Origin of the sequence: Nocardia yunnanensis (assembly GCF_003626895.1) — a bacterium.
GTDB classification, from domain to species: Bacteria; Actinomycetota; Actinomycetes; order Mycobacteriales; family Mycobacteriaceae; genus Nocardia; species Nocardia yunnanensis.
In genome coordinates, this window is the sequence record NZ_CP032568.1 from 1,940,054 (window position 1) to 1,952,658 (window position 12,605).

The following is a 12,605-nucleotide window of genomic DNA, read 5'->3' on the forward strand; positions in this document are numbered from 1 at the left end:
CTGCGTGACCGGGCTCGGGGTCACCCTCGATGCCGCGTCCATTCTGAGCGGCGTGGATCTCGAGATCACGCCCGGTTCCTTCACCGGTCTCGCCGGGCCCAACGGCTCCGGCAAATCCACTCTCCTGCGCTGCCTCTACCGCGCGCTGCGGCCCAGTGCGGGCGTGGTGCGCATCGGCGACGAGGACGTGTGGCGCACCAGCGCGCGGCGGGCCGGGCAGCGCACGGCCGTGGTGGCCCAGGATCACGGCCTCGAGCACGGGTTCTCGGTGCTGGACATGGTTGCCATGGGCCGCATTCCGCATCAGGGCGCGTTCGACCGCGACACCGCCGCCGATCGGGACCTGGTGCACGCGGCCCTGGAGCGGGTCGGGCTGGGCTGGGCCGCCGGACGCGTGTTCGCGTCCCTGTCCGGCGGCGAACGCCAGCGCGCGCTGCTGGCCCGCGCCCTCACCCAGCAGACCCCGGTGCTGCTGCTCGACGAGCTCACCAACCACCTCGATCTCGGAGCCCAGCTCGAATTGCTGGAACTGGTCCGGGAACTCGGCCTCACCACCGTCGCCGCCCTGCACGATCTCGATCACGCGCTCGCCTACTGCGACCACCTGATCCTGCTGTCGCACGGCACGGTGGTCGCCGCCGGCCCGCCCGAGCAGACCCTCACACCCGACCGGGTGGCGGTGCTGTTCGGCGTCCGCAGCGCCATCGTCGCCCATCCCCTCACCGGCCGGCCGCATCTGGTCACCGCCCCCACCGAACCCGCACCGGCAGAAAGGGATTCACTCGAATGACCGAACCCGCGAGCAGCGAAGCCGCCCCCGGCACGACGACCACACCGTCCACGGCCGTGGCGGGGGCGGGACTCGCGGCGGTGGCGCTGGTCGTCGGCGTGAGCGTGGCCTTCGGGGACCGCGCTTATCTCGACCAGGGTCTCCCCTACCCGGGCGGGACGGCTGCCGCGACCTACGCCGTACTGCGGCTGATCGCCTGTCTCGCGGGCGGATTCACGCTGGGGTCGCTCGTCTACGGCCTGTTCTGTGCGGCGCCCACCGCACGCGGGCGGATGGGGGTGGACGGGTACGCGGCCGGGCGGGTCGCGGAACGGGCCGCGGCCGTCTGGGCATTGAGCGCGATCGCGTTGGTGCCGGTGACCGCCGCGGACGCCGCGGGCATGTCGCTGCGCACCGCCCTGCGCTTGCGGGCGCTGGGACCGTTGATCCAGGCAGCGGAGAAGCCCAAGGCGTGGCTGGTGGTCGCGGTGCTGACCATCGTCGTCGCGGTGCTGCTGCGGGTGACGCTGTCGTGGAACAGTGTGTTCGGGCTGGCCGGAATCAGTGCGGTGGCGGTGATTTCGCCCGCCGTGGTCGGCAATGCCGGGGAGGGGCCGAATCATGACTACGCGACGGGCGCGGTCATTCCGTTCACCGTCGGGCTGTCCCTGCTGGCCGGGATGAGCTGGTGTGTGCTCGCGCAGCGGCGGCGCGTCGGCGGGCCGGACAGCGCGGCACGGTTCGGTGTCGCGCTGCACCGCTACCGGATCGTCCTGACCGTGGCGGTGGCGACGATGACGCCGACGGCGGCGGCGGTGATGCTGATCCTGGACCCGCCAAGCGTTTTCGGCGGGATCTATTCCTGGCTGGCAGTGGTCGGGGCACTCCTGCTGGCTGTCCATTTGGTGTTGGTGTGGTGGCTGGGCCGCGCCAAGCTCGAATCACCGCTGCTGCCAAGGGTCTTGGCGCTGGCCACCGCGTCCGAGGTGTGGTGGCTGGGGATCTCGGTGGCCATGGCCGTCCTGCCCGCTCCCGCCTTCGCCAACCGGTCGTTCACCGCCTTACAGGTCTTCCTCGGCTTCGATCTGCCTCACCCGCCGAATGCGTTGCGGCTGTTCACCGTCTGGCGTTTCGACATCGTCCTGGGCACGGCCGCGATCGGGCTGGCCGCCGCCTACCTCGCGGGCGCACACCGACTGCGTCGCCGCGGCGACGACTGGCCGCGCTGGCGCACCCTCTCGTGGACGGTGGGCTGCCTCGCCCTGCTGCTGGTGACCTCGTCGGGTATCGGCGCGTACGGCTACGGCATGTTCAGCGTGCACATGATGACCCACATGGCGCTCAATATGTTCATCCCCGTGCTGCTGGTACTGGGCGCGCCGGTGACCCTGCTGCTGCGTGCGGTCGCGCCCGCCGGGCGGGGTGCGCAGCCGGGACCGCGCGAATGGGTGCTGTCGCTGATGCATTCGCGGTTCACGCGGCTGTTGAGCAATCCGATCGTGTCCTTGATCATCTTCGTGGCCTCGCTCTACGGCCTGTACTTCACGCCGCTGTTCGATCAGCTCATTCGCTTCCACTGGGGGCATCTGCTGATGAACATCCATTTCCTGATCACCGGCTACCTCTACTACTGGGCCATCATCGGCATCGATCCCGGCCCGCGGCGGCTGCCGCATCTGGGCCGGCTGGGCATGCTGTTCGCGATCATGCCGTTCCACGCCTTCTTCGGTGTCGCCGTCATGTCCTCCGGCACTCTGATCGGCGCGGACTTCTATCCGCAGCTCCAATTGGGTTGGCTGCACGACCTGCTGGCCGATCAACGCCTGGGCGGCACGCTGGCCTGGATCTCCGGTGAGGTGCCGGTGCTGCTGGTGGTGGGCGCGCTGCTGTCGCAGTGGTCCACGCAGGAGCGCAAGGAGGCGGCCCGCATCGACCGGCACCAGGAGCAGTATCCGGACGACGACGAGCTCGCCGCCTACAACGCCATGCTCGAACAGCTCAGCGCGCGCCGCCGCTAGCCTGTCCCCGGAAGTTCTTCAACCGCAGGCTGTTCCACACCACGAACAATGACGAGAACGCCATGGCGCCGCCCGCCAGCAGCGGATTCAACAGTCCGGCCATCGCCACCGGGATGGCGGCCACGTTGTAACCGAAGGCCCACAGCATGTTTCCGCGAATGGTGCGCAGGGTGGCGTGCGCGAGCTCGATGGCGTCGGGCACCACGGCCAGGTCCTCGCGCACCAGGATCATGTCGGCCGCGCCGATCGCGACATCGGTGCCGCGGCCGACGGCCAGGCCCAGATCGGCGGTGGCCAGGGCCGGACCGTCGTTGATGCCGTCGCCGACCATCGCCACCCGGTGCCCCTGCGCGCGCAGGCTGCGCACCACCTCGACCTTGCCCTCGGGCAGCACCTCCGCGATCACCTCGGCGATCCCGACCTCATCGGCGATCGCTTGCGCGGCAAAGGCGTTGTCGCCGGTCACCAGGAGGGTGCGCAGACCCAGCCGGTGCAGCCGCGCGATCGCGTCCGCCGCGCTGGGCCGCGCCGCGTCCGCCACCGCCAGCACCGCGACCACACCGCCGTCCACCGCGAAATACACCGCGGTGCGCCCGAAACGCTGCTCGCGCTCCAACTGTCGCGCCAGGCCGGACGGGATCGCAATGCCCGCGTCGGTGAACAACGCCGCCCGGCCGATGAGCGTCGCGCGACCGGCGACCCGGCCACGCGCACCCAGGCCCGGCAGCGCCACGAAATCCGTGACCTCGGGCAGCTTCTCGTTCTCGGCGCGCCCGTGCGCGGTGATCGCGGCGGCAACGGCATGTTCGGACGCCGCCTCCAAACCGGCTGCGAGACCGATGATCTCGGCGCGATCGGCCCCGTCGACGGTGTGCACCGCCACCACGGTCATCGCGCCCTCGGTGAGCGTGCCGGTCTTGTCGAACACCACCGTGTCCACCGTGCGGCTGGCCTCGAGCGCGTCGTGGCCCTTGATGAACACCCCCAGCTGCGCGCCCCGGCCCGAGGCCACCATGAGCGCGGTCGGCGTCGCGAGGCCCAGCGCGCACGGGCAGGCGATGACCAGCACCGCCAGGCCCGCCCCGATGGCGGCGTCCAGACCCGCGCCGCCGACCAGCCAGCCGGTGAAAGTCGCTGCCGCCAAGGCCAACACGACCGGGACGAATACCCCCGAGATGCGGTCGGCCAGCCGCTGCAGCGCGGCCTTGCCGGCCTGCGCCTCCGCCACCAGCCGGATCATGCCCGCCAGCCGCGTCGCCGACCCGACCGCGGCGGCCTCGACCACCAGCCGTCCGGTCAGCGACACCGTGCCGCCCGTGACCGCCGATCCCGGACCGGCCTCCACCGGCGTCGACTCGCCGGTCATGGCCGAGGCGTCGACGCTGGAATGTCCCGCCACCACCAGGCCGTCGGTGGCGATGGTCTCGCCCGGACGGGCCAGAAACCGTGCGCCCTCGGTCAATTCCTCGATGGGGACGGTGATCTCGCCGCCGTCGCGGGTGAGCACCGTGACATCCTTGGCGCCCAGCGCGGCCAGGGCACGCAGCGCGCCACCCGCGCGCCGCTTGGCCTTGGCCTCGAAATACCTTCCCGCCAGCACGAATACCGTGACGCCACCGGCGACTTCGAGATAGATCGAATCGGCGTGCAGGATGGCGTTCCACACCCCGTGCGCGGGTTCTGGTTCTCGGTCGCGGAAGAACAGGGTGACGATCGACCACAGGGTCGCCGAGGTGATGCCCAGCGACACCAGGGTGTCCATGCTGGTCGCGCCGGTCCGCAGGCCCGCCAGCGCGCGCCGGTGCAGCGGCGCGGCCGACCAGCCGACGATCGGCAGCGCCAATCCCAGCAGAATCCATTGCCAGCCGGTGATTCTCGTGCTCGGCTCCACCGCGAAAATGATCGACAGATCGGCCAGCGGGAAGAACAGCAGCAGCGCCACCAGCAGCCGGCGGAACAGGTCACCGGCGGCCCGGTCCTCGGGCTCGGTGTCGAGCAGCGGTGTGGCGCCGGTGATCTCGGTGGCCCCGAAGCCGGCGGCGATCACGGTGTCGCACAGGCGTTGTGCGTCCACCTCGGGTGGCGCGTCCACGGTCGCCACCCCGGTCGCCACGTTCACCGCGGCGGTCACCCCGTCGAGGCGGTTGAGGGCGCGCTCCACACGCGCCGAGCAGCTGGCGCAGCTCATACCGGTCACCGCCAGCCGCACCCGCTGGGACGCGGGCGGCAGCAGGGTCGAATTCGGCACTGTCATGGTCTCTTTCGTCGATTCGATCAGGCGGCCGGATCGTGGCGGGACAGATGGCCCAGGCGGCGGCCGCCGCGCGCGCCCTCGGGCACCGGGACCGGCTCGTGTCCGCGACCACGCTCCTCCGGGCCGCCGCGCAGCCGCCGCTGCATCAGCAGCGCCACCACCAGGCCCGCCACCACGACCAGATGCGAGGACACCCGCGCCACGGTCGTCTCGTGCCGGGCCAGGTCGAGAATCACGAACAGCGTGACGACACCGGCGAATCCGCTCAGCACCGGGATGAGCCCGGCGGCCGCGCGGGTGCGCAGCGCGCCGTAGACCATGCCGATGCCCAGCGCCAGATTCCACGCGGTGCTCTCGTTGAACAGGTGCCCGGCCCCGGAATGCGCGAGATGGTCGGTGTGCACGCCGACACCGAAACCCGCGAGCTGGGCGATGCCCAGCGCGCACTGCACCGCGCCGATCCCACCCAGCAGCAGCCGCAGGGTCTCGAGCCGTTCGTCGCGGAAGCCGGGAATCGCGCCCTCGGCCACCGCGCGCGCCACGATCGACTCGGTGAGATCGGGTGTGGGCGTGATCGGGCGCAGGCGCAGCCCGCGGGTGGCGGCCACCGCCGCGTCGTACCACTCGGCGCACGCCGCGCATCCCTCGAGATGCGCGTCGACCTGCTCCGATGGCACCGGTTCGGCCTCGCCGTCGATGCGCGCGGACAGCGCTTCCTGACACACTTCGCACTTCACGTCGAAAGGAGTCGGATATGCGCGGCGAAAGTTCCCGGGGGCCGGTGTGACATTGTCGGCGGCCCACGGACTTGCCGGTCGAGTGGCGGATCCGGCTAGGGTGAGCCGGTGCACTCGGCGTCGAACGATGCCCGGATCGATGTGCTCGCGATGGCCGCCGCGCAAGGTGATCGGCGCGCGACCGAGCAATTCATCCGCGCAACCCAAACAGATGTATGGCGCTTCATCGCGCACCGAACCGACGCGGGCCGCGCCGACGACCTGACCCAGGAGACCTACCTGCGGGCCCTCGGCAGCCTGCGCCGGTTCGAGGGCCGCTCGACCGCGCGCGCCTGGCTGCTGTCCATCGCCCGGCGCGTATGCGTCGACGAGATCCGCAGCGCCATGGCACGACCGCGAGTGTCGTGGAGCGCGGACTGGGAGGAAGCCGCCGACCGCGGCCGCGCCGGCGCCGACGCCGCCGTCCTCGAATTCGCCGAGGTGAAGATCATGCTCGCGGCGCTGACCGACGAGCGCCGCGAGGCGCTCATCCTCACCCAGGTCCTGGGTTTGTCGTATCAGGAAGCCGCGGACGTGTGCGGCTGCCCGACCGGCACCATCCGCTCCCGAGTCGCGCGCGCCCGCGAGGATCTCATCGCCGCCGCCCGCGGCGGCGACGCCGCCGACGCTCGCGGCTGACGGTCACAGCGCGAGGCGCATGACGGTCAGCGGGAGGCCGGCCATGGTGCGCCAATCCCGTTCGGGGACATGGGCGAAGCCGAAGCGGTCGTACATGCGGCGGGCGTCCTGCATGGTCGGCATCGTCGTCAGCACCACCGCCTCGAACCCCTCGGCGCGGGCGGTGTCGATCACCCGGCGCAGCAGCGCGGTCCCCACGCCCAGTCCGCGCGCTCGCTTGGACACCGCGAGCATCCGGAACTCCAATTCCCCGGGCCGCGCGATATCCGCGTACGGCGTGCCGGGCCGCGCCATCGTCAGCGACCCGAGGACTTCGCCACCGCGCACCGCCACCAGGATCTCCGCCGACTCCGCCCGGGTGGCGGTGTCGGCCAACTCCGCGACGTAGGGGCTCTGCGGATTCACATGCCCCTCACCGACATACACCTCGACGGTCAGCTCGCCGACGGCCGCGAAATCCTCCCCGCGGGCATCCCGAATCTCCACACGCCCATCACTCTCACCCGTCACCACGAACGCCATCCTTCACGACACCGCGTCCGGGCCGCCCTCGAGGAGCTTGACGAAGCCCTCCTCGTCGAGGATCGGGACACCGAGTTCCTCCGCCTTGGCGGCCTTGGTGCCGGGCGAGTCGCCGATCACCACGAAAGCTGTTTTCTTCGAGACGGATCCGGCCGCCTTGCCGCCGCGCACGAGGATCGCCTCCTTCGCGCCGTCGCGGGTGAAATTCTCCAGCGACCCCGTGACCACGATGGACAGGCCCTCGAGGTTGCGTTCGATGGACTCGTCGCGCTCGTCCTCCATCCGGACCCCGGCCGCCGCCCACTTGTCGACGATATCGAGATGCCATGGGACGGTGAACCATTCGGTGACGGCGGCCGCGATGGTCGGGCCGACGCCGTCGGTGGCGGCGAGCTCCTCGGGCGAGGCTTCGCGAATGCGGTCCATGCTGCCGAACGCGGTCGCGAGCGCGCGGGCCGCGGTGGGACCGGCATGGCGGATCGAGAGCGCGACCAGCACGCGCCACAGCGGGCGGTCCTTGGCGGATTCCAGATTCTCCAGCAGCCGTTTGCCGTTCGCGGACAGGGTGCCGCTCTTGTTGGTGAAAAGCGTTGTCGTGAGCAGCTTTTGCTCGTCGAGCGCGAACAGGTCGCCCTCGTCGCCGATCGCGCCCGACTTCAACAGGTCGATGGCGGCCTCGTAGCCCAGCGCCTCGATATCGAACGCACCACGCCCGGCCACGTGAAAGACGCGTTCCCGCAACTGCGCCGGGCAGTACTGCTGGTTGGGGCAGCGGATATCGGCGTCGCCCTCCTTGGCCGGGGCCAGTTCGGTGCCGCATTCGGGGCAGTGCGTCGGCATCACGAATTCGCGTTCGCTGCCGTCGCGGGCGTCCACCACCGGGCCCAGCACCTCCGGGATCACATCCCCGGCCTTGCGAATGGTGACGGTGTCGCCGATGAGCACGCCCTTGCGCTGCACCTCCGACGCATTGTGCAGCGTCGCCATGGCCACCGTGGAGCCGGCGACCGTGACCGGCTGCATCACCGCGAACGGCGTAACCCGGCCCGTGCGACCGACATTCACCTGAATGTCGAGCAGCTTGGTGGTGGCCTCCTCCGGCGGATACTTGTAGGCGATGGCCCAGCGCGGCGCGCGCGAGGTGGAGCCCAGCCGGCGTTGCAGGCTGAACTCGTCGACCTTCACGACCTGGCCGTCGATCTCGTGCTCGATATCGTGGCGGTGCTCGCCCCAGTAATTGACGCGCTCCACCACCGCGTCCGCGCCCTGCACCCGCACCGTGTGCGCCGACACCGGCAGCCCCCACGCCGCCAGCGCCCGATACGCCTCGTACTGCGACTCCGGCGCGAAGCCTTCCAGCCGCCCGAAGCCGTGGCAGATCATGCGCAGCCGCCGCCGCGCCGTCACCGCCGGATCCTTCTGCCGCAGCGAACCGGCGGCGGTATTGCGCGGATTCGCGTACGGCGGTTTGCCTTCCGCGACGATGCCGGCATTGAGCGCCTCGAAATCGGCCAGCGTCATGTACGCCTCGCCGCGCACCTCCAGCAACTTCGGCACCGGGAAATCGTCGGAGTGCGCGAGCTCGTGCGGAATGTCCTCGATGGTGCGGGCATTGAGGGTGACGTCCTCCCCGGTGCGGCCGTCGCCGCGGGTGGCGCCGCGCACCAGCTTGCCGTCCTCGTAGACGAGGTTGAGCGCGACACCGTCGATCTTCACCTCGCAGACATAGTGGATGTCGGCGTCGGCATCGGCCTCCACCTTGGCGATCCACTGCCGCATCTCGTCCTCGTTGAACACATTGTCCAGCGAGTACATCCGCTCGAGATGATCGACCGGCGCGAACTCGGTGGTGAATCCGCCGCCGACGACCTGGGTCGGCGAATCCGGCGTGCGCAGATCCGGGTGCGCCTCCTCGAGAGCCACCAGCCGATTGAACAGCGCGTCGAACTCGCCGTCGGTGATGATCGGCGCGTCCCGCACGTAGTAGCGGAACTGGTGCTCGCGAACCTCCTCCGCCAGCCGCTGCCACTCGACCCGCTCGTCCCCGCTCGCCGCGGTGATCTCCATGCCAGATTCGCTCACACCAGGCACTCTATCCCCCCGCACCGACACCAACCCGCACCATTCCCGCACGTCGCGCCCCTTTCCGCGGCACCGAAACGCGCGTCGGCCGCGGTTCGCCGAGGTCGGTGAAACGGTCGAGGAGGATGTCGTCGATCCGAGTCGCCGTGGGTACGCGCCCTACCTCGGCATCCCCCGTGCCGCTCAATCGAATTGCCCGAATAGGGTGGGTCGCATTCATGGCCCGCTACCGGCAGGATGTCCAAGGTGTTGCGTAGTTTTCAGGTGACGAACCATCGGTCGCTCGCCGAGCCGCAGGAGCTGCGGCTCACCCGGGGTAGCGGGCCGGTCGCCACCCCCGTCACGGCCGTGTACGGCGCGGCCGCCACCGGCAAGACCGGGCTGGTCGACGCGCTCGAGAAGATGCGTGACGCGGTGTTGAATTCGGTCACGGGCTGGGATCCGTATTCGGGGCCGGTGCGCACCCCGCACCTCGGATTCTCCGACCGCCCTTCGGAATTCGTCGCCAATTTCGTCGCCGAGGGCTGCCCGTACACCTACGGCTTCCGCCTCGACAATGCCGACGTCGCCGCCGAATGGCTGCACTCGCATCCGCACAATCGCAAGCGGGTGGTGTTCGAGCGCGCCGGCGACGACATCCGCATCGGGCCCATGTTCGAGGCCGCCCGCTACGGGCTGGGCGCGGTGGTGCCGCTGGTGCGCCCGAACGCGTTGCTGCTGAGCCTGTCCGGGCAGCTGTACGCCGAACCGCTGGTGCCGGCGTATCGCTGGTTCCAGTCGCTGCTGGAAGTGCAATGCGGGCAACCGGATTCGACCGAGATCGCGCACCGGGTGGGGTCGCACATCTCCCGCTCCACCGAGCACGCGGTGCGGCTGCTGACCCTGCTGCGCGCCGCCGACCTGGGCATCACCGATCTGCTGCTGCCCTCCGACGACCCCATGTACGCCGACTATCTGCGCGACCTGGACAACGACATCGCCGCCACCACAAAGGAAATCGAGTCCTGCACGGTGTCGGCGAACTACGCCGAGGAGCTGTTCCTCGAGCACGGCATCACCGTCACCCTGCTCCAACGCGAGCTGGCCAACCTGTACGCGGCGCGCGACGCGCTGTACTCGCGCATGGTGGCTCGCCGCGGCGTCGGCCTGGGCCTGACCCACGAGGGCATCGAGACCGCCTTCGACATCGCCGACGAATCCAGCGCCACCCTCGCCATGCTGCGCCTGCTGCCGCCCATGCTGGACGCCCTCGACACCGGCGGTGTGCTGGCCGTCGACGATATCGACGCCAACCTCACCCCCGAGACCGCCGACAGCCTGATTCAGCTGTTCCAGAACCCGGAGACCAATACCCAGGGCGCGCAACTGGTGTTCACCACCGCCAACCGCACCCTCATCGACCGGGGCAACGGGCGCTCGCAGACCAAGCGCACCACGGTGTGGCAGCTACGCCGCCAGCAGGGCGTGTCCGAACTCACCGCCCAGTAGCCGGGCCCGGCCGGCCGCCTAGCATGGAGGCCATGCTCATCCAGCTGATGTTCGTCCTGATCGTCGCCGGCGCGCTGGCGGCCGCGGTCGCGTCCTGGCGTCGTAGCACCGACCGCGGCGGCCGCGGCGCGGCGGGCGGGTTCTTCGGCAACCGCGCTCCGGTCGAGGTGGAAGCGGGCACCCTCTACGTCACCGGCGTGAGCCCGCGACCGGAGGCGCCCGGCGAGCAGTACGTCACCCTCAGCGGCAGCATCTCCGGGCCGTCGGTGGTCGCCCACGAGGTCTACGGGCGCTTCGCGTGGGACACCTTCCAATGGCCCGCCATCGGTGACCGGATCCCGGTGCAGTATCCGTCCGGCAAGCCCGACAACTGGCAGCTCGATCATCCCGGCGCGCGACCGTACTTCGGGTCGAAGCGGCCGAAGGGGCAGGGGTAGGTGGCGGACGGACGCCGCAGCGATACGCGGGACCGGATTCGCGCTGTCGCCATGGAGTTGTTCTCCGAACGCGGGTACGACAAGACCTCGCTGCGGGAGATCGCCGAACGCCTCGGAGTGACGAAAGCCGCGCTGTACTACCACTTTCGGACCAAGGAAGACATCGTCGCCAGCCTGTCGGAGGATCTGCGCGGCGGCATCGACGATATAGTGCGCTGGGCCGAGGCCGCGCCGCCCGGACCCGAGCGCGCCCGCGAGATCGTGATCCGCTACGGGGATCTGCTGCACAGCCTGGGCAAGGACATGATCCGGTTCTGGGCCGAGAATCAGCCCGCCTTCCGCGATCTGGGATTCGGCACCAGCCTGCGCTATCAGTTCCGGGTGCTGGCCGATCTGATGACCGGGCCGGACCCGGCGCCGCTGGCCACCTTTCACGCACGGCAGGCGCTGCTGGCGATCAGCTGGAGCCTGTCGATGATGGGCGACCTGCGGCTCTCCGACGCGGACAGCAACGCGGCCGCGGTCGCCATCGCCATGGACATTCTCGCGCGCATGGAACCGATTGCGGCCCAAACTCACTCGAAGGTGAGCGACTCCGGCTCCTCGGCGTAGGCGCGGGCCGTCTCCGCCGCCAGGCTCAGCGCCTTGCGCGCCCACGCCAGCGGCGCGCCCGCCAGCCCGCAGGCCGGGGACACCAGCACCTGCTCGGCCAGCAGCCGGCGTGGGAAGCCGAGCCGATCCACCAGCCGCACACCGGGTTCGGCGATCTCGCGCCAGGTCACCGGCGTCGCGGGCGGTGTGGTCGGCACCAGGCCGAGCACCAGATGCTTTCCGCCGTCCAGCAATTCGCCGATCCGGTCGAGATCGGAGGTGCCGATGGCGGCCAGATCGAAGCTCACCGCGGCCGCGGCGCTCTTCTTCAGAAAGCCCAGCGCGGGTTGGTCGGCGCAGGTGTGCACGATCACCGGCACCGATTGACTCCCGGTCACGGTGTCGAGCACATGCAGCGCTTCGGGTTCCGGCAGCGCGCGGACGGTGTTCATCACGCTCACGCCCCGCAGCGTTCCGTTCAGCACCGCCGTCAGCTGCGGCTCGTCGATCTGCAGGACGACCTGCGCGCCCAGCCGTTTGCCCACCTCGGCGACATGCGTCGCGATGCCCTCGGCCAGCGATTCCGAAAGATCGCGCAGCGCACCGGAATCGGTGAGAATCCGATGCCCGCCCGGCAACTCGACCTCCGCGGCCACCGACAGCGGGCCGACGACCTGCACCTTCACCGGATGCCCGGTGCCCGCGAAACCGCCCGTCTCCCAAGCCTCTTCGAGCGCGTCCAGATCCGTCCGCAACAGGTCGTGCGCCCGCCGCGCCACCGCGCCCGGCCGCGCCGCCAACCGGTAGCCCCGGGTCGTGCTGTCGAACCGCATGTCCACCAGCAGCGCCGACACCCGACCGACCATATCCGCGCCGACCCCCCGCGCGGGCAGCTCCACCAGATGCGGCAGCTGTCCCAGCTCCCCCACCACGGTCGCCGCCGCCTCGCGCGGATCCGTGCCGGGCCAGGACCCGATGCCGGTCGCCACACCGCCGCGCAGGACCGCGCTCGCGTCGTCAGTCATTCCA

General features: G+C 70.4%; 11 protein-coding genes. 6 read left to right on the forward strand and 5 right to left on the reverse strand.

Translation table 11 applies throughout. The annotated features are described in order from the left end of the window. Positions 1 to 4 precede the first annotated feature (4 nt). Both D7D52_RS08855 and D7D52_RS08860 read left to right on the forward strand, forming a co-directional pair. Positions 5 to 790 carry an ABC transporter ATP-binding protein gene (locus D7D52_RS08855; RefSeq protein ID WP_246023702.1) on the forward strand — a complete coding sequence of 262 codons (786 nt, stop codon included), beginning with the start codon at positions 5 to 7 and terminating at the stop codon, positions 788 to 790. Beyond that, positions 787 to 2,787 carry a cytochrome c oxidase assembly protein gene (locus tag D7D52_RS08860; protein WP_120735883.1) on the forward strand — a complete coding sequence of 667 codons (2,001 nt, stop codon included), beginning with the start codon at positions 787 to 789 and terminating at the stop codon, positions 2,785 to 2,787. The genes D7D52_RS08855 and D7D52_RS08860 overlap by 4 nt, the downstream gene beginning before the upstream one ends. On the opposite strand, the gene D7D52_RS08865 is transcribed toward D7D52_RS08860, so the two are convergent. Further along, positions 2,768 to 5,041, reverse strand: coding sequence for a heavy metal translocating P-type ATPase (locus tag D7D52_RS08865; protein ID WP_120735884.1), 2,274 nt, complete (start codon positions 5,039 to 5,041; stop codon positions 2,768 to 2,770). The genes D7D52_RS08860 and D7D52_RS08865 overlap by 20 nt on opposite strands. Positions 5,042 to 5,061: 20 nt before the next feature. Beyond that, positions 5,062 to 5,778 carry a zf-HC2 domain-containing protein gene (locus tag D7D52_RS08870; protein ID WP_162958226.1) on the reverse strand — a complete coding sequence of 239 codons (717 nt, stop codon included), beginning with the start codon at positions 5,776 to 5,778 and terminating at the stop codon, positions 5,062 to 5,064. 150 nt (positions 5,779 to 5,928) lie between these two features. On the opposite strand from D7D52_RS08870, the gene D7D52_RS08875 reads away from it, so the two are divergent. Continuing rightward, complete coding sequence (locus tag D7D52_RS08875; RefSeq protein ID WP_120743933.1) at positions 5,929 to 6,456, forward strand: sigma-70 family RNA polymerase sigma factor; 528 nt, start codon at positions 5,929 to 5,931, stop codon at positions 6,454 to 6,456. 3 nt (positions 6,457 to 6,459) lie between these two features. Here D7D52_RS08875 and D7D52_RS08880 read toward each other — a convergent pair whose 3' ends face one another. Continuing rightward, positions 6,460 to 6,969 (reverse strand): GNAT family N-acetyltransferase, encoded by a 510-nt coding sequence (locus D7D52_RS08880; RefSeq protein ID WP_246023703.1) that lies wholly within the window; start codon positions 6,967 to 6,969, stop codon positions 6,460 to 6,462. Positions 6,970 to 6,981: 12 nt separating this feature from the next. Further along, positions 6,982 to 9,045, reverse strand: a complete 2,064-nt coding sequence (gene ligA / locus D7D52_RS08885) for an NAD-dependent DNA ligase LigA (protein WP_120735887.1) — start codon at positions 9,043 to 9,045, stop codon at positions 6,982 to 6,984. A gap of 279 nt (positions 9,046 to 9,324) precedes the next feature. On the opposite strand from ligA, the gene D7D52_RS08890 reads away from it, so the two are divergent. Genes D7D52_RS08890 through D7D52_RS38645 form a run of 3 tightly spaced genes read left to right on the forward strand, consistent with a single transcriptional unit; the run spans position 9,325 to position 11,597 of the window. Next, entirely contained in the window at positions 9,325 to 10,548 is a 1,224-nt protein-coding gene (locus tag D7D52_RS08890; RefSeq protein WP_246023704.1) for an AAA family ATPase, read from the forward strand. Between the two features lie 32 nt (positions 10,549 to 10,580). Next, positions 10,581 to 10,985, forward strand: a complete 405-nt coding sequence (locus tag D7D52_RS08895) for a hypothetical protein (RefSeq protein ID WP_187703128.1) — start codon at positions 10,581 to 10,583, stop codon at positions 10,983 to 10,985. Then, positions 10,986 to 11,597: a TetR/AcrR family transcriptional regulator gene (locus D7D52_RS38645; protein WP_246023705.1), complete on the forward strand. Its 612-nt coding sequence runs from the start codon at positions 10,986 to 10,988 to the stop codon at positions 11,595 to 11,597. Here D7D52_RS38645 and D7D52_RS08905 read toward each other — a convergent pair. After that, positions 11,561 to 12,601: a methionine synthase gene (locus D7D52_RS08905; RefSeq protein WP_120735888.1), complete on the reverse strand. Its 1,041-nt coding sequence runs from the start codon at positions 12,599 to 12,601 to the stop codon at positions 11,561 to 11,563. The genes D7D52_RS38645 and D7D52_RS08905 overlap by 37 nt on opposite strands. Positions 12,602 to 12,605: the final 4 nt, after the last annotated feature.